General features: G+C 55.7%; 24 protein-coding genes. 17 read left to right on the forward strand and 7 right to left on the reverse strand.

The window, feature by feature from the left end; genetic code table 11:
• The first annotated feature begins 2 nt into the window (after window positions 1-2).
• The 10 genes from DPQ25_RS05510 (at window position 3) to DPQ25_RS05555 (ending at window position 5,564) form a co-directional block, all read left to right on the forward strand.
• A complete protein-coding gene (locus DPQ25_RS05510; RefSeq protein ID WP_112332184.1) occupies window positions 3-272 on the forward strand; it encodes a KOW domain-containing RNA-binding protein in 270 nt (89 codons plus the stop codon).
• Window positions 272-490, forward strand: a complete 219-nt coding sequence (gene infA / locus DPQ25_RS05515) for a translation initiation factor IF-1 (protein ID WP_112332185.1) — start codon at window positions 272-274, stop codon at window positions 488-490. Before DPQ25_RS05510 ends, infA begins: the two co-directional genes overlap by 1 nt.
• Before the next feature lie 66 nt (window positions 491-556).
• Window positions 557-670, forward strand: coding sequence for a 50S ribosomal protein L36 (rpmJ, locus tag DPQ25_RS05520; RefSeq protein ID WP_022174947.1), 114 nt, complete (start codon window positions 557-559; stop codon window positions 668-670).
• Window positions 671-702: 32 nt separating this feature from the next.
• Window positions 703-1,071 carry a 30S ribosomal protein S13 gene (gene rpsM / locus DPQ25_RS05525; protein WP_112332186.1) on the forward strand — a complete coding sequence of 123 codons (369 nt, stop codon included), beginning with the start codon at window positions 703-705 and terminating at the stop codon, window positions 1,069-1,071.
• Between the two features lie 20 nt (window positions 1,072-1,091).
• Window positions 1,092-1,502 carry a 30S ribosomal protein S11 gene (gene rpsK, locus DPQ25_RS05530; protein ID WP_112332187.1) on the forward strand — a complete coding sequence of 137 codons (411 nt, stop codon included), beginning with the start codon at window positions 1,092-1,094 and terminating at the stop codon, window positions 1,500-1,502.
• Between the two features lie 22 nt (window positions 1,503-1,524).
• On the forward strand, window positions 1,525-2,118 hold the full coding sequence (rpsD, locus tag DPQ25_RS05535) for a 30S ribosomal protein S4 (protein ID WP_112332188.1): 594 nt from the start codon (window positions 1,525-1,527) through the stop codon (window positions 2,116-2,118).
• 70 nt (window positions 2,119-2,188) lie between these two features.
• Window positions 2,189-3,139: a DNA-directed RNA polymerase subunit alpha gene (locus DPQ25_RS05540; RefSeq protein ID WP_112332189.1), complete on the forward strand. Its 951-nt coding sequence runs from the start codon at window positions 2,189-2,191 to the stop codon at window positions 3,137-3,139.
• Window positions 3,140-3,196: 57 nt separating this feature from the next.
• Window positions 3,197-3,538 (forward strand): 50S ribosomal protein L17, encoded by a 342-nt coding sequence (gene rplQ, locus DPQ25_RS05545; protein ID WP_112332190.1) that lies wholly within the window; start codon window positions 3,197-3,199, stop codon window positions 3,536-3,538.
• Window positions 3,539-3,821: 283 nt separating this feature from the next.
• A complete protein-coding gene (locus tag DPQ25_RS05550; RefSeq protein WP_112332191.1) occupies window positions 3,822-4,859 on the forward strand; it encodes a TRM11 family SAM-dependent methyltransferase in 1,038 nt (345 codons plus the stop codon).
• A 159-nt stretch (window positions 4,860-5,018) separates the two neighbouring features.
• Window positions 5,019-5,564: a hypothetical protein gene (locus DPQ25_RS05555; RefSeq protein ID WP_207657293.1), complete on the forward strand. Its 546-nt coding sequence runs from the start codon at window positions 5,019-5,021 to the stop codon at window positions 5,562-5,564.
• 190 nt (window positions 5,565-5,754) lie between these two features.
• On the opposite strand, the gene asnB is transcribed toward DPQ25_RS05555, so the two are convergent.
• The 3 genes from asnB to DPQ25_RS05570 form a co-directional block, all read right to left on the reverse strand.
• The gene (gene asnB, locus DPQ25_RS05560; RefSeq protein WP_112332192.1) at window positions 5,755-7,599 is read right to left on the reverse strand and encodes an asparagine synthase (glutamine-hydrolyzing); all 1,845 of its coding nucleotides are present in this window, start codon (window positions 7,597-7,599) and stop codon (window positions 5,755-5,757) included.
• A 113-nt stretch (window positions 7,600-7,712) separates the two neighbouring features.
• Window positions 7,713-8,444, reverse strand: coding sequence for a cysteate racemase (gene cuyB, locus DPQ25_RS05565; RefSeq protein WP_112332193.1), 732 nt, complete (start codon window positions 8,442-8,444; stop codon window positions 7,713-7,715).
• A gap of 42 nt (window positions 8,445-8,486) precedes the next feature.
• Window positions 8,487-9,719 carry a carboxylate--amine ligase gene (locus DPQ25_RS05570; RefSeq protein WP_112332194.1) on the reverse strand — a complete coding sequence of 411 codons (1,233 nt, stop codon included), beginning with the start codon at window positions 9,717-9,719 and terminating at the stop codon, window positions 8,487-8,489.
• 333 nt (window positions 9,720-10,052) lie between these two features.
• Between DPQ25_RS05570 and DPQ25_RS05575 the strand changes: the two genes are divergently transcribed.
• The 5 genes from DPQ25_RS05575 to DPQ25_RS05595 all read left to right on the forward strand — a co-directional run bounded on the left by DPQ25_RS05575 (window position 10,053) and on the right by DPQ25_RS05595 (window position 14,988).
• Window positions 10,053-10,436 carry a DUF134 domain-containing protein gene (locus DPQ25_RS05575; RefSeq protein WP_112332195.1) on the forward strand — a complete coding sequence of 128 codons (384 nt, stop codon included), beginning with the start codon at window positions 10,053-10,055 and terminating at the stop codon, window positions 10,434-10,436.
• 45 nt (window positions 10,437-10,481) lie between these two features.
• A complete protein-coding gene (locus tag DPQ25_RS05580) occupies window positions 10,482-12,107 on the forward strand; it encodes an FAD-dependent oxidoreductase (RefSeq protein ID WP_112332196.1) in 1,626 nt (541 codons plus the stop codon).
• A 75-nt stretch (window positions 12,108-12,182) separates the two neighbouring features.
• Window positions 12,183-13,211 carry an ABC transporter substrate-binding protein gene (locus tag DPQ25_RS05585; RefSeq protein ID WP_177576860.1) on the forward strand — a complete coding sequence of 343 codons (1,029 nt, stop codon included), beginning with the start codon at window positions 12,183-12,185 and terminating at the stop codon, window positions 13,209-13,211.
• A gap of 3 nt (window positions 13,212-13,214) precedes the next feature.
• A complete protein-coding gene (locus tag DPQ25_RS05590) occupies window positions 13,215-14,243 on the forward strand; it encodes a FecCD family ABC transporter permease (RefSeq protein WP_112332198.1) in 1,029 nt (342 codons plus the stop codon).
• Entirely contained in the window at window positions 14,230-14,988 is a 759-nt protein-coding gene (locus DPQ25_RS05595) for an ABC transporter ATP-binding protein (protein WP_112332199.1), read from the forward strand. The genes DPQ25_RS05590 and DPQ25_RS05595 overlap by 14 nt, the downstream gene beginning before the upstream one ends.
• Window positions 14,989-15,216: 228 nt before the next feature.
• Here the strand turns inward: DPQ25_RS05595 and DPQ25_RS05600 are convergent, their stop codons facing one another.
• Entirely contained in the window at window positions 15,217-16,101 is an 885-nt protein-coding gene (locus tag DPQ25_RS05600; RefSeq protein WP_112332200.1) for an MYG1 family protein, read from the reverse strand.
• A gap of 209 nt (window positions 16,102-16,310) precedes the next feature.
• Entirely contained in the window at window positions 16,311-17,150 is an 840-nt protein-coding gene (locus DPQ25_RS05605) for an AraC family transcriptional regulator (RefSeq protein ID WP_177576861.1), read from the reverse strand.
• Between the two features lie 253 nt (window positions 17,151-17,403).
• On the opposite strand from DPQ25_RS05605, the gene melA reads away from it, so the two are divergent.
• Window positions 17,404-18,723: an alpha-glucosidase/alpha-galactosidase gene (gene melA, locus DPQ25_RS05610; RefSeq protein WP_112332202.1), complete on the forward strand. Its 1,320-nt coding sequence runs from the start codon at window positions 17,404-17,406 to the stop codon at window positions 18,721-18,723.
• 137 nt (window positions 18,724-18,860) lie between these two features.
• Here the strand turns inward: melA and DPQ25_RS05615 are convergent, their stop codons facing one another.
• The gene (locus tag DPQ25_RS05615) at window positions 18,861-19,940 is read right to left on the reverse strand and encodes a uroporphyrinogen decarboxylase family protein (protein ID WP_112332203.1); all 1,080 of its coding nucleotides are present in this window, start codon (window positions 19,938-19,940) and stop codon (window positions 18,861-18,863) included.
• A gap of 341 nt (window positions 19,941-20,281) precedes the next feature.
• Here DPQ25_RS05615 and DPQ25_RS05620 point away from each other — a divergent pair, with 341 nt between their 5' ends.
• On the forward strand, window positions 20,282-21,682 hold the full coding sequence (locus DPQ25_RS05620) for an MATE family efflux transporter (protein WP_242978238.1): 1,401 nt from the start codon (window positions 20,282-20,284) through the stop codon (window positions 21,680-21,682).
• Between the two features lie 12 nt (window positions 21,683-21,694).
• On the opposite strand, the gene DPQ25_RS05625 is transcribed toward DPQ25_RS05620, so the two are convergent.
• Entirely contained in the window at window positions 21,695-22,312 is a 618-nt protein-coding gene (locus tag DPQ25_RS05625; protein ID WP_112332204.1) for a Crp/Fnr family transcriptional regulator, read from the reverse strand.
• Between the last annotated feature and the right edge of the window lie 40 nt (window positions 22,313-22,352).

The raw sequence follows: 22,352 nt of genomic DNA on the forward strand, positions 1-22,352 counted from the left end.
GTATGGAGTTTGTCAAAGGGCTGGTCGTTCGCTCCGCCGCGGGGCGCGACAAAGGCGGCCTGTTCACAGTAGTGGAAGTGGACGGCGACTACGCCATGATTTGTGACGGAAGACACCGGCGATTGGAACATCCAAAGAGGAAGAAGTGGAAGCATCTCTTTCCTTCAACCACGATTTTGGCTCCCGCATCCTTAACAACCAACCGTGAAATTCGCAGAGCCCTGGCGTATGCTTCCGGGGAAGGCTGCGCTCCACAAGAGGAGGCTATATAATGTCGAAACAGGACGTAATTGAGACCGAAGGTACCGTAGTAGAGGCTTTGCCCAATGCAATGTTTGTGGTTGAGCTTCAAAACCACCATCAGATTCTGGCTCACATTTCCGGCAAGCTGCGTATGAACTTCATTCGCATCCTGCCCGGCGATAAGGTGACGATTGAGCTCTCGCCCTATGACCTGACGAGAGGCCGGATTACATGGCGTTCGAAATAAGTAACCCGTACAAAGGGCTGAAGGTGCCTTTTGTGCGTAGACCAACCGTAAAGGGAGGGTGCACAAATGAAAGTAAGACCTTCTGTTAAAAAAATCTGTGAGAAATGCAAGATTATTAAGCGCAAGGGTAAAGTCATGGTCATCTGTGAGAACCCGAAACACAAGCAGCGCCAAGGCTAAGGCGCATAACGAGATTTGGAGGTGCAACCAGTATGGCGCGTATTTCCGGTATTGATTTACCCAGAGACAAGCGCATTGAAATTGCTCTTACCTATATTTACGGCATCGGCCGCAAGACCGCTACCGACATCTGCGCCGCGACCGGCGTAGACCCGGATGTCAGGGTAAGAGACCTGTCTGAGGACGATGCTGCAAAGCTGAGAGAATATATTGACCATAACTGCCGTGTTGAGGGCGACCTCAGGCGCGATGTGGCTTTTGATATTAAGAGGCTCATCGAAATTGGCTGCTACCGTGGCGTACGCCACCGCAAGGGCCTGCCTGTCAGAGGCCAGCGTTCTAAGACGAACGCCCGCACGCGCAAGGGCCCCCGTAAGCTTGTGGCCAATAAGAAGAAATAAGCAGGGAGGGATTTATTAAGATGGCAGTACAAAAGGGCGCTAAAAAAGCGGCTACAGCTACCCGCCGCCGCCGCGAGCGCAAAAATGTTGACCGTGGCGCCGCACATATTCAGTCTACCTTTAACAATACAATTGTTACCATTACGGATACGCAGGGTAATGCGATTTCCTGGGCAAGCTCCGGTGAGCTTGGCTTCAGAGGCTCCAGAAAGTCCACTCCCTTTGCCGCGCAGACTGCGGCTGAAACCGCTGCGAAGATTGCAATTGACCACGGGATGAAATCGGTTGAAGTTTTTGTAAAGGGACCGGGCTCCGGCCGTGAGGCTGCGATTCGTGCGCTTCAGGGCGCGGGCCTTGAGGTCAGCATGATCAAAGACGTTACCCCGATTCCTCATAATGGATGCCGTCCTCCCAAAAGAAGACGTGTATAATTGAAAAAGGAGGAAACGAGCTATGGCGAAAAATATGCAGCCGATTCTGAAAAGATGTAAGGCGCTGGGAATCAGCCCTGCCGTTATGGGCGTCAACAAAGAAACCAGGCGGAACCCGAAGCAGGGAAGAAGAAAGCAGAGCGAATATGCCATCCAGCTGAACGAGAAGCAGAAGGCAAAGTTCATCTACGGCGTGCTGGAAAAGCAGTTCAGACATTATTATGAAGTGGCGAGCAACACCGAGGGCGTAACCGGTGAGAACCTGCTCCAGCTTCTTGAGAGAAGACTCGATAACGTTGTTTACCGCCTCGGCTTTGCCAACACCAGAAGAGAGGCCCGCCAGATGGTCAACCATGGCCATATTGTGGTAAACGGCAAGCGCGTCGACATCCCGTCCTACCAGGTTACTCCGGGTGAGGTTGTCTCCATCCGTGAGAAGAGCCGTGGTTCTGAGCATGTTAAGCAGATTCTGGAGAAGAATGCGGCTACAATGATTCCGAAGTGGCTGGAACTGAACAGAGAGTCTTTGGAGGGCAAGGTCGTGGCTTTGTCCGAGAGAAGCGACATTGATTTTGATATCAATGAAACTCTGATCGTTGAGTTGTACTCCAAGTAATGCCGTTTCTTAGCTTTTATAGGAAACATCATGGCAAAATGATTTGCTCATGTTCAAAGGAGGTTCGCTAATGATCGAGATAGAAAAGCCAAGAATTGAGACAGAGGAGCTCTCTAACGACGGCACCTACGGCAAGTTTGTGGTAGAGCCGCTGGAAAGGGGCTTCGGCACGACCCTGGGCAACAGCCTGCGGCGTGTGCTGCTGTCTTCCCTGCCGGGTGTGGCGGTAACATGCATTAAAATTGACGGTGTACTTCATGAATTTTCCACCATTCCGGGGGTTAAGGAAGATGTCACCGAGATTGTCCTTAATATTAAGGGCTTAACCGCCAAGCTGCATTGCGATGGTCCGAAGACTGTGGAGATTTCTGCGGAGGGACCCTGTGTAGTAACTGCGGATTCCATTAAATGCGACAGTGAAGTCGAGATCCTGAATCCTGAAATGCACATTGCTACCTTGGGTGAGGGCGCCAAGCTGTATATGGAACTGACCTTGAATAAAGGCCGCGGCTATGTTCCCGCGGAGCGCAATAAGCAGAATATGAACAGTGTAATTGGCGAACTTCCGGTAGACTCCATTTATACGCCTGTTTACAAGGTGAATTATAATGTGGAGCCAACCCGTGTGGGACAGAGCATCGACTTTGATAAGCTGACTCTGGACGTATGGACCAATGGTATTATCGGCGCACAGGAGGCTGTCTCCCTGGCTGCCAAGGTTCTGACCGAGCACCTGAACCTCTTTGTGGATCTGTCCGACAAGGGCAGCAGCACGGAGATTATGGTGGAGAAGGACGACAAGGGCAAGGAAAAGGTTTTGGAAATGACCATTGAAGAGCTGGACCTCTCCGTCCGTTCCTTTAACTGCCTGAAGCGTGCAGGAATCAATACTGTTGAGGACCTAATTAACAAGTCCGAAGAAGACATGATGAAGGTCCGCAACCTGGGCCGGAAGTCCTTGGAGGAAGTTGTTTGGAAGCTGGCTTCCCTTGGGTTCAACCTTCGCAAGGATGACGAATAAACAGACCCCGTAGCGGCAGAACCCCTGCCGACCTTAAGGTAAAGGAGTGATTTTTCGATGCCAGGAACCAGAAAGCTCGGGAGAGCAACCAGCCACAGAACCGCAATGCTGCGCGCACTGGTGACTTTTCTCCTTGAGAATGGCAAAATCGAAACCACAGTAACTCGTGCCAAGGAAGTTCGCGCCTTGACCGAGAAGATGATAACAATCGCAAAAGAGGATAGTGTGCACAACCGCCGTCTGGTAATGGCGTTTGTAACCAAGGAAGCGGTTGCAAATAAGCTGTTTACCGAAATTGCCCCCAAATATGCGGACCGCAACGGCGGCTACACCCGCATTACAAAGCTGGGGCCGCGCCGCGGCGATGCTGCCGAGATGGCGATTATCGACCTGATCTAACCAGCCTCTTACCCGATTAAGCGCAAAGACTGCCGGCCTGGATTTTCCCGGGCATGGCAGTCTTTTTTTGTTCGCTGAGGCCCGTTGTTTAGGCTGTGCCTACAGCTGCCAAAGCATGTAACGCGATGGAGCCGCTCATGGCCTTTAGGAAAATAAGCCGGTAAGGGCCCTTGTTTTTTTTCGCGGGGACGAATAAAATAAAAGAGGCTCCCCCCGCCGGGCGGTACATGGATAACCGTGAATCTGCGGAGGGCAGACGCACTTTACTGAAAGGAAATTCAGAATGATTTATGCAATTTTGTACCATCCGGGCCACAACCGGGTTTACTTTGAAACGTCGGTTCAACTGTCTGTATCGGAGTTCCGCATTGCGGCCCGGCGGCTTTCGACAATATGCAGCGGCATAGGGCAGCAGAAGATCCGCGGCATTGATTATTTGACATTTGAGACAGGCGGGGAGCTCGGCCCGGAGGATTTAAAGATTATTTCCGGCCTTTCCTTTGTCTATGCGCTGTTCAAGGTGGAGCATTTTAACGGGGAACTCTATTTAAGACCCCTGGCACGGGAGTGCGTGAGCTTTGTAGACGAAAGTATGAGCGCCATTCTGAAATATAGCGGCAAGACGAATGAAATTTTTACGCGCATGCTGCTCAACATCGCCTATCATACACAGGACAGGCGGGAGAATATCCGGGTGCTGGACCCCATTGCCGGCAAGGGTACCACGCTGTACGAGGCGCTGATGAAGGGGTTCAATGCTTATGGCATTGAAATCAGCGAGACGGTGGTGAATGAATCCTATCATTTCGTCAAGCGCTTTTTAGAAACCGCGCGCTATAAATATGAGCATAGCGCATTGCGGCTGTCCGGCCCTGGAAAATCCTTTACGGCGGCAAGGCATACCTTCGTGACAGCCAAGACCAAGGAGGCCTTTAAAGGCAAGGAGACCCGGACAATCGAGCTGATTGCCGGAAACGCAAAATATGCGGACCAGTACTACAGGAAAAATTATTTCGACCTGATCGCCGGCGACCTCCCCTATGGTGTACAGCACGGCAATGTCACAAAGGAAAAACAGACCTCTTTGACGAGAAATCCTACAGAGCTGCTGCGAACCTGCCTTCCGGCATGGGTTGGCGTGCTGAAGCCCGGCGGCGTCCTTGCGTTGGCCTGGAATGCCAACGTGCTGCCGCGGGATAAAATGGAGCGCCTTTTGGAGGAGAACGGCCTGGCGGTAAAAAAGGAGGAAGCTTATTTGCGGCTTGCGCACCGGGTGGACCAATCCATTTTGAGAGATGTGGCTGTGGCCCGAAAACAGTAAAGCAGCCTTGTACAGGCTCGCGGCCCCGGCGGGTTTTCCCAGGAAATCGGCACGAGGCTTACTGCCGGTTTATGGGATGAAAATTGCTATTGCTTTTTAGGACAGCCCTATATTATAATGATGTCCAACGGAGATAAATTGCAAATTAAGAGGCTGAACATGGATGGTTATGGAGGCGAAATGATGGCTGAAATGATAAAGGCCTACCGGCAAAGTGTTGGAGATGTGAGGTTTATTGGTAAAAGGTACGGCGATAGCGACCGTGTTGACGGAATGTTTGCGGCTCGCTGGGATGAATGGTGGGCGAACGGGTGGTTTGAGGCCATTGAAAAGCAGGCCGGCGCCAGCCCGAATGATACCTTTGAAGACAGTGATGCCTATATCGGCCTAATGCGGGATAAACCCGGCGAACCGTTTCAATACTGGATCGGGATGTTTGTACCAATCCACACAGACGTGCCGGAAGGCTTTGCGTACATTGATTTTCCCAAAAGCGCGTTTGGCATTTGCTGGGTCTATGGAAAAGAACCGGACATTTACATGAAGGAAGCGCAGTGCTGGGAGAAGCTCAGAGAAGAAGGCTTTGAGGGGGTTCTGGATGCGGACGGAGCCTGTTGGTTTTTTGAGCGGTATGGCTGCCCGCGTTTTACAGCGCCCGACGAAAAGGGAAACGTTATATTGGATATAGGCTTTTTTGTAAAATAAAAGCAGAAGCGGCGGCGTTCTGGAAAGGAACGCCGCCGCTTTACTTTCAGAAATGGAGCGGAAGGCCACAGTAAAATATTTACAGTGGTTCTGCAGATATTGAGCGCAAATACTGTGCGCGGTAATACCCTTTAAAGAAACAACCGTCAAACCCTCGCGGCTGGAAGCTGTGATAAAATCAGTGCTGAAATCAGCGCTTTACAAAAAACTCATCATACCACAGCAGGAAGGAATAGACGCTCCAAATGGGCTGCATGTGGTTTTGCCCGGCCTTGTGCTGCTCCAGCAGCTTGAGAATGGCTTCCTGGTTGAAATAGCAGGCAGCGGGGCTGTTCTCAAATTTTTCCTTGACCATCGTGTAGTATTTATCCTCACGCAGCCAGTCGTTGAGCGGCACCGGAAAACCGAGCTTTTTCTTGTTGGCGGTGCGCTCCGGAAGCTGTTTCAGCGCCGCGCCGCGCAGAGCTACCTTGGTGGTTTCGCCCTGAACCCGGTAACGGGAGGGGATCTGCATGGCGAGCTCCAGCATTCTCTTGTCGAGGAACGGAACGCGCAGCTCCAAGGAATTTGCCATGCTCATGCGGTCGGCCTTTTGCAGAATATCGTAAAGCATCCAGGTGTAAATGTCCACATATTGCAGCTGGCTGGGCTCGTCCAGGTCCTTTACGCGCTCAAACAGCGGCTTGACGTATTCCACCGGGTCCTTGGGGTGGTAATCCTTTTTTAGGTATTGCCCGACGTTGTCGCGCGTATAGACGTAATTGCTGCGCATGAAGCGCTGGTAAGGCTCCATGGCGCCGCGGATGAGAAAATTACGGCCTTTAAAGGCGGGAAGCCGGGCGGCTATAGCGCCGAGGGCCTTGCGGACGGCACGGGGCGTCCGGTGGGTATAATGGTCAAAGTGCATGCCGGCCAGGTACATGGGATAGCCGCCGAAGAGCTCGTCCGCGCCCTCGCCGGACAGGACCACTTTTACATAGCGGGCGGCATTTTTTGCGAGGAAATAGAGCGGGATTTCAGAGGGGTTGGGCATGGGCTCATCCATGTAATACTGCACCAGCCCGGCAGCGCCGAAGAAGTCGTCCGCGCTGACCTTGTTGCTGATATTCGGCAGGCCGGCGGCCCGGCTGAAATCCTGGGCATAGGGCAGCTCGCTGTATTTTTCTTCCTCATAGCCGACGGAGAAGGTTTTGATACCGTCCGCCGTCTTGCTGACCTCCTTGGCGACATAGCTGGAGTCAACGCCGCTGGAGAGAAAGCAGCCGACCTCTACGTCCGCGATTTTATGCGCCAGCACGCTGCCTGAAAATTCCTCGGTGATGAGGTCCTCCCATTGCTCCAGGGTCTTGCTTTCGTCGATCTGATAGCGAATTTGGTAATAGGGCTCAATGTGCATCGCACCGCCGGTATATTCAAAATAATGGCCGCCCGGCAATTTATAGACATTGCGGAACATGGTCTCTTCATCCGGAATGTATTCATAGCAGAGGTATTCGGGCAGGCGCTCCTCGTTCAGCTCCTTGACAAAATGGGGGTGTGCCAGGAAGGATTTGATTTCGGACCCATAGAAGAAATCCCCATTTTTTTGATAGTAGTAGAAGGGCTTGATGCCGAAAATATCCCGGGCGCCGAAGAGCTTGTGTGCCTGGGAATCCCAAATGACAAAGGCATACATGCCGCGCAGGCGCTGCAGCAGCCCGGCGCCCCACTCCTCATAGCCGTGCAGCAGGACCTCGCTGTCCGTTTTTGTCTTGAAGCGGTGGCCCTTTTCCAGCAGCTCGCCGCGCAGCTCCTGAAAATTATAGATTTCGCCGTTAAAGGTCAGCACCTTGCTGCCATCCTCGTTTTGAATCGGCTGGCTGCCTCCCTCAAGGTCGATAATACTCAGGCGGCGGAAGCCCATTGCAATTTCATCATCGACATAGTAGTCGTCCTGGTCGGGCCCGCGGTGGCGAATCTGGTCTGCCATGGCGCGAATGGCCGCGGTGCGGTCGCCGTCCCAGCCGTTCCTGAAAAATCCTACAAATCCACACATAAATTAATCAAGCCTTTCAATCCCAAAAGCAGGCAGCGGAGCCCGCTTGATTTGTTCCAGTTTATTGCTGCGGAAAAAGCTTTCCGGCGCTGCCCGGACCGCGGAGGAGGGCGTCAGCCTGTAATTAGGTTCTGGTATTCAGGCCGCAGCGGCTTGCCGCAATGAAGCACACAGGCCTGCGCAAGCACCTCCAGAATGTCCAGAATCCCGGCGCCAAGGGAATAATCCTTTTTGAGCAAGGAAAGCTCCGTGCAGGCCAGCAGGTTGCACTCGGCGCCTTGGCTGCGGAGAAAAGCGGCCGCTGCCGCCACCTTATCCAGGCTGGGCGGCCGGCCGGCCTTAACCTCGTCATAAATGACGCTCATAATTCCCTGCTGCCGGGCGTCGTCCGGCACAACACAGCGAATGTGTGAAGCGCCCAGCACGTCCTGCAGCAGGCCGGACTGAATGGTGCCGCTGGTGCCGAGAATGCCGGCGGTATGGACGCCCCTTTTTTGCAGCAGCCGAGCGGTCTGCTCCAGCGCGTTGACGACCGGTATACCCACGGACTGTGTAAGGCTGGGCAAAAAATAATGGGCCGTGATGCACGGAATAGCCAGGCAGGTGGCGCCCAGGGCCTCGAGCTGGCGCGCCGACTGCTGAAGCTGGGGCAGCGGCGAAGGGCGGCGGCGGTCCAGAATATAGGCGGTGCGGTCGGGCGTGGAGGGCCTGTCGAAAATAATGGCTTCCAAATGCTCCTGGTCGCTGCCGGCCAGCGTCATTTGTACGGTCAGCTCTAAAAAGTGAGCGGTTGCCATGGGCCCCAGCCCGCCGATAATGCCCAAAATGGGAGCTCTGTTCTCCATCTAGCTTGCCCTCCTTTGCCCAAAGATAAAATCATGGGGCAATTAATGCAGTCCCTTGTTGCCGAAGCATTGCTTGTATTTTTTTCGGTAATTCATCTGGTTCAGGGTAAAATGCAGCCTGCGCTTCAAGGTGAAATCGGGCTTATAGCGCATGGATTGCACGTATTTGCCGCTGCGAATGAGCTCCCTGGCTTTCTGCTTCAGCTGCCCGTCGCGGACATAACGGAAGATGATGTCCTTGGGGATGATGCTCCACAGCACTTCATTGGAAGCGATGGTCAGCGGGGCATCCTTGTGCAGCAGGACGTCCTCCACAAGCCATTTAGCCAGGTTGTAGCCGGCCGCGGTCACATAGTAGCTGCTTCGCCCCTGGCGCAGATTCATCTCAAAGAGCTTATACTGGCCGTCGCGCGGGTCTAACTTCATATCAAAATTGGCAAAGCCCACGTAGCCAACCGCTTCCAGAAAGGCCCTCATGCGCTGAGAGAGCGCCTCGTCATGCGCGGTGATGATTGCCGCGTAGCTGCCGATGCCCTCCGGGGAGTGCTCCTCCAGAAGGGCATGTCCAAGCGCAATCAGCCGCACTCTGCGGTCGCTTCCGCAATAGCAGTTCATTACCCGCATGTTGCTGTCATCCCCGGGGATATATTCCTGAATAATTAGAGGATCCTGGTAGGAGGAGCCGTAAATCGCCGTCAGAATGGCGCTGAACTCGGCCTGGTTTTCCGCGACAAAGACCTTTTTTTTATGGGGAAACCGGCAGTTCCAGTAGGCCACGGAGTTGCTGGGCTTGACGATGACCGGAAAATCGAACGGCAGGGCGATGTCCCGGTAATTCTCCTTGGTGCAGGTGGCGGTTTTGGGAAATGCGAAGCCGTGCTCTGTACACACCTGGTAAAAGCTTTCCTTCATACTCAGGCGCATGAGCAGATCCTCCCCTATGCATTCAAAGCGGTAGTAGGGGCGCAGGGCCTCCTGGTTGCGCACCAGGAGCTTGATATAATTATCCCCGCAGGGCACCAGCAGCAGCTCCTTGCCGGGATAACGCGCGGCAAAGCGAATGAGCGTGTCGCAGAAGACGGCATCCTCCTCCAGGTTGGGCTCCACGGCCTCAACAGTGACAATTCTGCTGTCCGAGGTGGCGCTCAGGCGCGCCTTGCCCACGGCAACGCTTTTGACGCCGTATGCCTCGTGGAAGGAGCGGGCCATGCCGTAAACATTGCTGTCGGTTCCCAGCAGGACGGGAATAAAATTGAGGGGTTCCGTTGTGACCATTGTGAGGCTGCCTCCTGACTTCAGTTCAATGAATGTAAATGAATAGCGGGGGTATTCCCCCCACGCCAAAAGATATCTATATTATGCCAATCTAGTTGCAATATAAAACCAGCGGACACAGAAAATACCCGCCGCACGAAAGGGAAAGCCTCCGGCAATAAGCCGGGGTTTGTTGTCATTATAACACAAACCGCCGGGTAAAAACAACCGTCCCGCGGATAAAATAGACGGCTGGCTTAATAAAGCAGGAGGATATGCATTATTATTGACATATGCTCATAACGATGCTATAGTAGAAACTAAAATCAGGGTTCAAAAGAGGAGGGGGATCCATTGGCAAGGCCACAAAAATGCCGGTGTATTTGTTCCGTTCCAAAGACCACTCATTTTGTGCCGGTTGAGGCCCCTGCCCCCGCGGGGAGCCGGATGGGAGGAGGCCGGGCCGGCGGCACGGAGCCGGTAAACATCGGCTTTGATGAGTATGAGACGCTGCGCCTGATGGATTACGAGCGCTTTTCCCAAAAGCAGTGTGCCGAGCGAATGCAGGTTTCCCGGGCGACCGTCGCGCGGATGTATGAGAATGCCCGCCGGAAGGTCGCCGAGGCCCTGGTAAAGGGGAAGGGGATTGTCATTGCAGGCGGGGATGTGAGCGTCTGCAGGGCGCCGCGGCCGGAGTGCAGAGACGCGCTGCACTGCTGCCACCGGGAAGAAAAATAAGGCCCAATGGGCCGAAAAATGATAAAAGAACAAGGAGTGGAAGCCATGAAGGTTTTAATCATCGGCGGCGTTGCCGCCGGAACCAAGACCGCCGCCAAGCTGAAGCGCGCGGACCGCGGGCTGGAGGTTACGATTCTTACGAAGGACCAGGAGATTTCCTATGCGGGCTGCGGGCTGCCCTATTACGTCGGCGGCGCGATTGAGGACAGGGCAGACTTGGTTGTTAACACACCGCAGCAATACGAGGCTTTGACCGGGGTGCGAGTGCTGGTGGGCCGTGAGGCAGTTGCTCTGGAGCCCAAGGGCAAGGTGGTCACGGCGCAAAATTTGCAGAGCGGCCTGAATGAGCAGTATCCCTATGACAAGCTGGTAATCGCCACGGGGGCGTCCTCCATTATTCCGCCGGTTGAAGGTGTGGAGCTGGAGGGCGTGTTTACAATGCGTAAGCCGGAGGATGCCATTCGGGCTCGCGCGTACCTGCAAAACAGGAATGTGCAGCGGGCCGTGGTTGTCGGCGGCGGCTTTATTGGCCTGGAGATTGCGGAAAACCTACTGGCGCAGGGGGTTGCCGTAACGGTAGTGGATTTTGCCGGGCAGGTTTTGCCGAACGTATTTGACGCGGAAATTGCCGGTTATGTGAAGCGCCACCTGGAGAAAAAGAAGATTCGGGTGCTGACCGGCACTCGGGTAGAGCGGCTGAACGGGGAGGAGCACGTCACGTCGGTGACAACCTCTGCGGGCGAACTGCCGGCGGACCTGGTGGTATTATCCGCCGGCATTCGGCCGAATACGGAATTTTTACAGGACAGCGGGATCGAGATGGTGAAGGGCGCCATTGTAACCGGCAAAAGGCTGGAGACGAACCTGCCGGACGTTTATGCGGTGGGGGACTGCGCGCTGGTGTATAACCGCATTACAGGGGAACCGCAGTGGTCGCCGATGGGCTCCTCGGCAAACCTGGAGGGGCGTACCCTGGCGCAGATTATTGCCGGGGCGGACAAGGAGTACCCCGGCGTGTTGGGTACGGGCGTGGTGAAGCTGCCCGGCCTGAACGGCGGCCGGACAGGCTTGACTGAGTCCCAGGCCCGGGCCGCGGGCTATGAGGTGATTTCCGCGTTGGCGGTGACGGACGACAAGGCCCATTATTACCCCGGGTCGGCGTTTTTCATTACCAAGCTCGTTGCAGACAGGCAAACTCACCGCCTTTTAGGGGTACAGGTGCTGGGGCCGGGCGCTGTGGATAAGATGGTTGACATTGCCGTTATGGGCCTGAATATGAACGCGCGGCTGGAGGATTTTGAAAATGCGGATTTTGCCTATGCACCGCCCTTTTCCACCGCTATCCACCCATTTGTACAGGCGGTTTACGTACTGCTCAACAAGCTGAACGGCGATATGACGAGCATGACGCCTGCCGAATATGCCGCCGGGGAGGCGGAGGGCTACCGGATTATCGACGTAGCGCCGACCTCCAGGATTCCAGGCGCAACCTTTGTCAACCTGACTGCCGTTAACGGGGAAATCGGCGGCATCGGTAAAGATGAAAAAATACTCATTGTCTGTGTACGTGGGAAAAGGGCCTACTTTTTGCAGAACAGAATGCGCTACTATGGGTACACGCACACGGTTGTCTTGGAAGGCGCCACTACCTTCAATGAAATTAAGCAATAAATGCGTAAAAAAACAGAATATACCGGCAATAAAACCGTTTATCCGCGGAATATCCGGCATGAAAGGCGGAATAAGATGTATAGAAAGATGAAGCTGCTAAAAAGACTGACGGCGGGGCTGATGGCGCCCCTGCTGCTGGCTGGTTTACTGGCAGGCTGCCAGTCGGGCCCCGGTGGCGGCGCGTCCGCCGGTTTGTCTGCTGGGAGCGTGACGGAGCCGGGCACGGTTTCTGCTGACTCCGCGGCCTATTACACATTTGAGGACGGCTTGGGCAACACGGTGGTACTGAAGGAAAAGCCCGAAAAAGTAGCGGTGCTATTTTCCTCTTATGCGGACGTGTGGCAATGTGCGGGCGGCGAGGTAGCGGTTACCGTTGGTGAGAGTGTTGAGCGCGGCTTTGCGGACGAGAGCGCCGTGCTTGTCGATGGCGGAGCGGGCAAAACCATTGATAACGAACGGCTGGTCGCTGAGGAGCCGGATTTTGTCATCTGTTCAGCGGACCTGTCCGAGCAGGTAAAGACAGCGGAGCTGCTGAATAAGGCCGGCATTCCGTGTGCCGCCTTCCATGTGGAAAGCTTCGAGGATTACCTGAATATGCTGAAGATCTGCACGGATATCTGTGAGAACCCGGAGGCTTACCAGACCTATGGCACTGCGGTTCAGGCGGAAATTCAGTCCATTTTAGCGGACGTGGCGGAAAAGCAGGCGGGCAAGCCCCAAAAAAAGATTCTGTTTATTCGGGCCGGATCCAAATCCAGCGCCACCAAGGCCAAGACGGCGGAAGACCACTTTGCCTGCGCCATGCTCAAGGAGATGGGAACCTATAATATTGCCGAAAATGCTCCGGCGCTGCTGGACGGCCTGAGTTTTGAGGAAGTCCTCAGCGAGCAGCCCGACTTCATTTTTATTTCCACCATGGGAAAGGAAGAAGCCGCAAGGGCCTATATGGACAGCGTCCTGGCGGAAGAATCCTGGCAGGGGCTGACGGCGGTTCAAGGCGGGAATTATGCCTATCTGCCCAAAGAGCTTTTTCAGTTTAAGCCGAATGCACGGTGGGCGGAGGCTTATCGGTATTTGGCCGGCCTGCTCTATCCGGAGGCTTGACGGATGAGGGCGGACAGGAGCGGTGAAAGGGCCTACCTGTGCAGGAGCAAGGCCTCTGTTTTTGTGATGGCGGCCCTGCTGTGCGGGGTGCTGCTGCTCTCTTTGCGCTATGGCAGCTCCGGGTTTGGCTGGGACGCGTTCTGGCAGGCCCTGCTGTGCCGTGAGGGGTATGAGACCGAGCGGATTATTCTTTATGTGCTTCGCATGCCCCGACTGCTGGAAGGGGTTCTCGCCGGGGTGGGGCTGTCGGTCTCGGGCGTTTTGCTGCAGAGCGTAACGGGGAACAGCCTGGCAAGCCCCAATATTATTGGGGTAAATTCCGGAGCAGGCTTTATGGTAATTTTGGTGCTCAGCTTTTTTCCCTCCGCATTTTTCGCGCTGCCGGTTGCGGCCTTTTTGGGCGCGTTTTTAACGACCCTGCTGATCCTTTCTATTGCGGGCAAAATGGGTACGGCGAAGCTGACGGTGATTTTGGCGGGGATTGCCTGCACGGCTATGCTGAACGCGGGCATATCCTTTCTCTCCCTGCTGGACAGCGATGTGCTGGTGTCCTACAATTATTTTTCGGTTGGCGGCTTTTCCAGCATGGATATGCATAAATTAATGCTGCCCGCGTTGATTATCGGCTGCTGCCTGCTGGTGTCGCTGGCATTTTCCGGGCAGATCGACCTGCTTTGCCTGGGGGACAGCATGGCGGTGTCCCTTGGCGTACGGGTAAAACGGCTGCGGCTGCTTTGTATGGTCTGCGCCAGCGCCAGTGCAGCCGCGGTAGTCAGCTTTGCAGGGCTGCTGGGCTTTGTCGGCCTGGTGGTGCCTCATATCGCGCGGCGCCTCGCGGGCAACAATACGCGCTGGCTTTTGATTACCTCTGCGTTTGCCGGCAGCATACTGGTGCTGCTGGCGGACTGGCTGGGGCGGATGCTGTTTGCGCCGTCGGAGCTGCCCGTGGGCGTAATGATGGCCCTGGTGGGCGCGCCGTTTTTCTTCGTGCTGCTTATGAAAAGGAGGGCTGCGTCCAATGCTGGCCTTTGAACATTTATCAGCCTCCTATGGCAAAAACAAAATTTTGGAGGATGTTTGTTTTCCGTTGATTCCGCATAAAATTACCGCAATTATCGGAAAAAACGGGAGCGGAAAATCCACGCTGGTTTCCTGTCTCAATCAGGAGCTGGCCTATACCGGGGAAATTCTTTACTCCGGGCAGAACTTGGCCCTGATGGCGGTGCGCGAGCGTGCCAAGCTTCTTGCGATTCTGCCGCAGGTGCTGACAACCCCGAGCGTTACGGTAGAGGAGCTGACGGCCTTTGGACGCAACCCTTATCTGGATTTCAGCCGGCGTCTCACACAGGCGGACCGGGAGGCAGTGGAAGCGGCAATGGCGCAGGCCGGTGTGGACGGTATGCGGGGACGTCCGGTCAACAGGCTGTCCGGCGGAGAGCGGCAAAAGGCGTTCCTCGCCATGATCTTGGCGCAGGACACCCGTATTTTGGTGCTGGATGAACCGACGACCTATATGGATGTGGCGGTTGAAGCCGGATTTTTTCGCCTATTGCAGGACCTAAAGGAAAAGCGCAAGAAGACCTTGATGGTGGTTCTGCACAACCTGTCGCAGGCGCTGCGCTATGCAGATTACGTTGCGGTACTGCATGAACGGCGGGTTTGTTATTATGGATCGGTAGAGGAGTGCTGTGCGTCTGGGAAGATCGAGGAAATTTTTCAGGTAAAGAAATTTGAGGTGGTTGAAAATGGGGAAAAGAGGATTTTCTTTTCCGCGTAAGCCTGCGAAGCAGCGGGCAAGCGGCCTCAAGACCGGGCCAAAGGCCGGGCTCTGAACCGCTAGGCACGGTTAAGACGGTATTCGCTGCCCCATGTATTCCGCCAGCTGGAACAGCGTTTTTATGCTGCCCGATGAAAGAGTAAGGAGCCCTGCCCGGGCAAACCGGGCAGGGCCTCCTTACTCTTTGTTAGTGGCGGAGCCAAGCGCCGCGCTGCGGCGCGGGCCGCCTTAGCCGTTGCCGTCTGTATCCTGAAGCTGTTGAGCCAAACGGCAGGCGGCCAGGGCGTCCTCCCGGGTATCGGCGGCAATGAGAAAACGGCTGTTATGGCAGAAGCGCAGGGTAGAAAGGCCGGTCAGCCGTTGCAGCTCGGCGGCGCCTTTTCCGGCCCATTGCAGCGGAAAGTCACACTTGTTTTCACCCCTGCGCGGGTTCCCGTCCCCATAGGGGACAGTCTGCCCGCTGTAGCCGCCCCGCTGTGAGGGGTACACCACGAACTCGGCGGGGGAATCCTGCAGAACCAGCTTCCAGGGGCAGTAGACCGGCAGCTCCACAATGCCGTCTTTCTGCTGGGCCAACGCTGCCCGTACCAGTTTTTCCGCACGGCAGGCGGCAAAAATCTGTGAGAATTTTTTGGTCAGGATGGTGAGGGCGAACTGCACCGCCTCCTCGTAGCAGGCGTCGGGCGATTGCCCGGCATCCCAGGCGGGGTTGAAGGAGGCGATCACATCGGCAAGCGGTGTGCCGCAGCCGGTGTTGTCGTCCAGATCCAGGGGCTGGACAAATTTTTCGTCGAAGTGAGCGGCCTCACGGCTGACGCTTTCCTCCGGGCAGCCGGTGCGGAGCACCCCGGCGCCGTAGGCGCGCCAGAGCAGCCCAAAGGCAGCGTAGGGCACGCCGTTTTCACGGACCTCGGCGTCCTGTTGATGGTGGTCATAGGCGCCGCGTCCAATGTCGAAGATTAGGCCGTCGAAATGCTCCGGCGGCTGAAGAACGCGATCGATGCGGATATTGGGGTTCATATAGCGCAGCAGCGCGCCGGAAAATACGTCGTCTGCATGGAACTTGGCTCCGTGGGTGACGGCATAGTCGGGAACATTGAATGGATTTTTCATTGGACTTTTCCTTTCTATGTGGATCGGCCGGGAAGCCCGGCCTTTTGGGCGCCGGAATTTGGCCTTGCGTGTACAGCTATTCCTGGCAGCGAGTCATCAAAAGGGGCGTTTTAGGGCTCTCAGCTTTTATTTTGTGTATTGCAGAAGCGCCAGGCGCTTGTTCCTGTGTTGGCGGGATTTTACGCGGCCCGGAGCGGGCGCAGCGCCCCTCACACATAGGGGCCGTCTTCCGGGCGGCGGTTCCCCGTGTGAAGGGCGGCTTTACGGTAATAAAGGGGAGAAAGCCCGTATTTCTTTTTAAAGAGCTTGGAAAAATTGAAAACATCCTCATAGCCGGCGTTGCGCGCGACCTCCGAGATGGAGCAATTACTGTTTTTCAGCAGCTCTGCGGCCCGCCCGAGCCGCACATGCTGAAGGAACTCGCGGGGAGTGACGCCGGCCCGCTCGGTAAAAATACGGGAGAGGTAGCGCCGGTCTATTCCCAGCAGCTCCGCGATGCCTCCCACCGTGACGGGCATGGCGTAATTGGCACGGATATAATCCATGGCCCGGATCGTATAATCCTCCGGCGCGGAGCGGAAGGCTTGGGCCTCCTTTTGCAAAATCGCGAACAGCTCGAACAGCTTGGCACAGAGAAGGAGCTCCGTAGAGGGCTGACGGTCCGGGATGGCGCTGGCCTCCTCAAAAACACGAAGAGCAGAGGGCGCGGAAAGACAAGCCTTTCCGCCGCAGAACAGCGTGGTATCCAGGTGCCGTTCACAGCCGGGGCCGTCAAAGCCGAGCCAGATATAGCTCCAGGGAGTCCGGTGATCAGCCTCATAAAGCGTAGATTCACCGGGGCGAATCAGGAACAGGTCGCCCCTTTTCAGCAAATGGGGCGGCTCTCCTTCGCGGACGAACATGCCGCAGCCTCTGACAATACAGTGCAGCAGGTAATATTCCCGCACGGCATAGCCGTAGGAGTGGCCCGGCACGCAGTCCTCCTGCCCGCAGGAGATGGGGTTGATATCCCCAAATCCCTGATTGAGAATTGATTTTTCATGTACCACGGGCAGTTCCTCCCTTCCGCCTAACAAGGGTTAAGGCAATGGAATAGTTACATAATAACATATTTGGCTTACATTAAGCAATTTTTTTTCAGCAGCAGGGCTGGTATGCTTAAGGTAATGAACGGCCCTGCTGAATGCGGCCGGTACCCGGCATGTGCGGGGCTGGGCTGTCCCTAAAGCGAGTTACAGGAGCCGCGCCCGCCGTCACCGGCGGCTGCGGACAAAAAGAATGGATAAGGAGTGGAGCTTGAACATGAAAATAACCTTTATGGGCGCGGGCAGCACTGTGTTTGCCAAAAATGTGCTGGGCGACTGTATGCTGACCCCGGCGCTGCAGGAGAGCGAAATCTGTCTTTATGATATCAACGGCGGCCGTCTGAAGGAGTCCAGCCTGATGCTCAATGCCATTAACCGCAACTGCAATGAAAACCGTGCGGTTATCCGCGAGTATTTGGGTGTGGAAAACCGCAAGGAGGCCCTGCGCGGCGCGGATTTTGTCATTAACGCCATTCAGGTCGGCGGCTATGACCCCTGCACCATCATTGACTTTGAGGTGCCGAAAAAGTACGGCCTGCGCCAGACCATTGGCGACACGCTCGGCATTGGAGGAATCATGCGCGCCCTGCGGACCATCCCGGTGATGGAGGACTTTGCCCGCGATATGGAGGAGGTCTGCCCGGATGCGTGGTTCCTGAATTACACCAACCCAATGGCGATGCTCTCCGGCTTTATGCAGCGCTACACCGGGGTGAAAACCGTCGGGCTTTGCCACAGCGTGCAGGTCTGCTCAGAGACGCTGCTGAACGCGCTGGGAATGGAGGACCGGCTGGAGGGCCGCAAGGAGCTGATTGCCGGGATCAACCATATGGGCTGGCTGCTGGAGATCCGCGACCGTAACGGCAACGACCTTTACCCGGAGATTCGCCGCCGTGCGCTGGAGAAAAATGCGGGTGAGAAGCATGCCGATATGGTACGGTTTGAATATATCCGCCGCTTGGGTTACTACTGCACCGAGTCGAGCGAGCACAACGCCGAATACAACCCCTTCTTTATCAAGGAGAAATATCCTGAGCTGATTGACCGCTATAATATTCCGCTGGATGAATACCCGCGCCGCTGTGTGAACCAGATTGCCGAGTGGGATAAACTACGCGACAGTCTGCTGAACGACGGTAAGCTGACGCATGAGCGTTCCAGGGAATATGCCTCGCATATTCTGGAGGCGATCGTGACGGGGGATCCTTATAAAATCGGCGGAAATGTGCTGAATACCGGCCTGATTGACAACCTCCCGGCGGATGCCTGCGTGGAGGTGCCGTGCCTGGTGGACGGGGATGGGGTGCATCCCTGCCATGTGGGCCGCCTGCCGGTGCAGCTTGCAGCTATGAACATGACCAACATCAATGCCCAGCTGTTGACCATTGAGGCCGCTGTGACGAAGAAACGCGATTTGATTTATAACGCCGCTATGCTGGAACCGCATACGGCTGCGGAGCTGGACATTGACCATATTGCCGCCATGGTTGACGAGCTGATTGAGGCGCATGGGGATTATTTGCCCAAGTACCATTAATTTAGTATTGGCGGAATAGAATGTATTATTTGTGAAATAAAACGTGTTACAGCGAAAAAAGCCCTCGTCCTCTATTTCAAAGGATGAGGGCTTTTTTCGCTACCGGGCCCTGGTGAAACAGCGGCCGTGGCAGGGGGCTATTTTCCCGGCTTGTAGTCCCGGCAGGCCTCGACATAGGCGATGATATTCTCCCAGGGAACCTCGGGCTCCAGCAGATGGGTGGGCGCCGGCAGCAGGCCGCCGTGGGGCCGGGCAATGTCGAGGTGGCGGAATACGGTTTCGCGCACCTGCTGCGGGGTGCCGAAGGGCATGACGCTTTGTGTGCCGATGGTGCCGTCAAAGCTGATTTTTCCGCCAAATTCCCGGTAGATCTCCTGGAAATTCATGCTTTCAGGCTGAATGGGGTTTAGAATATCTACCCCGGCCTCAATCAGGTGGGGAATAAACGGTGTTGCATAGCCGCAGCTGTGGTATTTGACCAGAATGCCGGGCCTGACGGCGCGGGCAGCATCAATTACCTGCTTGAGGCGGGGCTTAAGCCATTTGCAGTAGAGCTCCAGGCTCATCATGGGCGCTTTCTGCATGCCGATGTCGTCGCCCAGGTAGAGAATATCCACTCCCGCGCGCGCATAGGCCCTGGCGCGGGTGACTGCCCGTTCGGTGACGGCGTCAAGAATGTAGGCCGCAATAGGATCCCCGCTCATCATGTCCATCATCAGGTCCTCCATCCCGCGAATATACCAGGAGGTTTCCCAGATGGTGCAGGTCAGGTAGCCCATGGCCGCCAGACCTCTGGCATGCAGCGCAGCGGCCTGCGCCCGCTGGCTGGCGGCGTTTTCGGCGGTGTCGCCGGCGGCATAATCGGGCAGGGGGTAGGCCCGGACCTCTGACAAGCTGTCAATACCCTTGAGCGGGCAGCGCATGTAGGTCATATGCTTGGCGGCGGCGCTTCCGGGTTCGTGCGCCACGCCCCACAGGTCGATATAGCTGCCCGCCTTCAGCCCCGGGTGATAGGGTAAATATTGTTCGTCCTTTTTGGACATGGGAATGTCGCCGATGCCGGCCCAGGGCAGCCGGAAATAGTCCTGATAGCTGACGGCGGCCCCCGTCCGGCGGCGGTATTCCTCTTCCAGCGACGGGCAGAGCTGAAGGTCGACAGGTACCCATTCATAGGGTTCACGGCGCAACAGCGCCATGACGTTTTCTCTTGGATTCATTGATAATCCTCCCCAAAAATAATGATTATAAATGAAGACGGCGCCCGGCAGGAAAAACATTTAAAAACTTGATCAGCAGCGTTTCCGATTAATTTTTCCATACCCTCCCAACAAAACACTGCCGGGAAGATCGCGTACCAACGTTGTGAACGCTTAATGAAATTAAAAAATACAGTGCGGGAAATCGCTGCGGCGTACGCCCCATGTTCATTGGAGTGATTTGTCCACGACTCAAACAGAGAACTATTTGAGTCATACGCATAGCCTGCCTTCGATGCGGAAACGCTATGAATCAGACCCTGAAGGATGGACGATTATGGGTTGAAAGGAACGTGTAGATTTTGGAGCAGCCGCAGGAGACAAGGAAACAATACCATAAAATGATGGAAATGCCAATCCCTAAATTGGTCGCGAGTCTGGCGGCGCCGGCGGTATTGAGTATGCTGGTGACGTCGGCCTATAATTTGACGGATACATTTTTTGTTTCACAGCTCGGCACCAGCGCGACCGGCGCGGTTGGCGTGGCGTATGCGGTGCTGGCGATTATTCAGGCCATTGGCTACACGCTGGGGCTGGGATCGGCGAGTGTGATTTCACGCCTGCTTGGCGAGAAGAAGAGCGAGGAGGCCGGCCATACTGCGGCAGCCGGCTTTTATAGCTCCTTGCTCTTAGGCGCTGTTATCACGGCTGCCGGGCTGCTTTTTAATGAGGAAATTATGCGGCTGCTGGGTGCGACGGAGACGATTTTACCCCTGGCGGTGGAGTATGCGGTTTATATTTTTTGGAGCGCTCCTCTGATGTGCGCCTCTTTTGTGCTAGGCTGCCTGCTGCGCGCGGGGGGGAAGGCGGTGCTTTCCATGGTAGGCCTTTGCCTCGGCGGTGTGGTCAATATCGCGCTGGATCCGCTGTTTATTTTTACCTTCAAAATGGGTATTTCCGGCGCGGCGCTGGCGACCCTGGTTAGCCAGGCAGCCAGCTTTGCCGTGCTTCTGTTTCCCTTTTTTCGCCGCAGCAGTATGCTGCACCTCAACCCAAAGGCGGTATTCCGCCGCGGCAAAGTATATGGAGCGGTTCTCAAGGCGGGTATGCCGTCTTTTTGCCGCCAGGGCTTTGCCAGTGTGTCCACGGCCTTTCTCAACGGCAGCGCGCGGGCTTACGGCGATGCGGCTGTGGCTGCCATGTCGGTGGTAGGGCGCATTTCCCTGCTGGTGATCTCGCTGATGATCGGCCTGGGCCAGGGGTTTCAGCCGGTAATCGGCTATAATTACGGCGGCAAGCAGTACGGGCGTGTGCGCAAGGCTTTCTGGTTCTCTCTGATAGTGGGAACCGTCCTATTGGCCGTGCTGGGCGCGGTATGCTTTTTCTTTGCCCCGCAGCTGATGACGCTGTTCCGCGCGGATGATGCCGGCGTCATAGAAACCGGATCCTTTGCGCTGCGGGCACAGTGCGTGCTGTTTCCGCTGCAGCCGCTGATTGTGCTCTCAAACATGCTGTTTCAGGCGGTGGAGCGGCCCTGGCAGGCATCGGTTTTATCGTCGGCAAGGCAGGGCCTGTTTTTTCTGCCGCTGATCTTGATTCTGCCGGGGATGCTGGGATTGCTGGGCGTACAGCTTGTCCAGCCGGTGGCGGATATTCTCACCGCGGTGCTGTGCGTGCCCTTCTTGATTGTCTTTTTCAGAGGGGCCAAGCGACGGGGTGCAGGGCCGGAAGGGCCCGCGGGGCATACGGGACGGGAAAGTTAGGAACCATCCGGCTCAATAGAGCGTCTGATGAGGAACAATGCGTGCCAGGGCTTGCGGATGATAGAGCAGAACCTCCCGGTAGCCGGTGGCGATCCAGCCCTGCCGGGCCCAGCGGCTGAGAATACGGCTGACGGTGATGCGCGATACAGCCGCAAGGCCTGCGAGCTCCTCATGCGTGAGCGGTACGCGGTTATCTTCGGCAAGGGAGAGCAGCAGCTGGGCCAGCCGCGCATCCGCCTGCAGAAAGGCCATGCTGTCTACCTGGGCGGAGAGCATGCGGATGGTGCCGGAGAGATGGCGCAGCAAGTGAAAGGCCAGCTGTGGGTCCTGGCGGAAACAGTGTTCCAGGCCGGTCCGATCAATGGAGAGAATTTCGCTTTTTTCCAATGTTTTGGCGGAGGAAACGCGCGGCTTGCCGTCAAAAAAAGAGGCTTCGCCAAATAGGCTGCCCGGCTGCAGCACGGCGAGCGTTTTTTCCAGGCCGTCGGGCGAAGAGAGAAAGATTTTGACTCGCCCTTTTTTCAAGTAGTAAAACCGGATGGCGGTTTCCTCTTGCAGGTAGATCATCTGGTTTTTGGCATAGAGCTTGATGGGCTGTGTTTCCTCAAAAATCCGCCAGGGTGTTTCCATAGTCCACTCTCCTTTCCCTGCATGAGCCCTGGGGAAAATA

It is taken from the genome of Hydrogeniiclostridium mannosilyticum, assembly GCF_003268275.1.
Lineage (GTDB): Bacteria > Bacillota > Clostridia > Oscillospirales > Acutalibacteraceae > Hydrogeniiclostridium > Hydrogeniiclostridium mannosilyticum.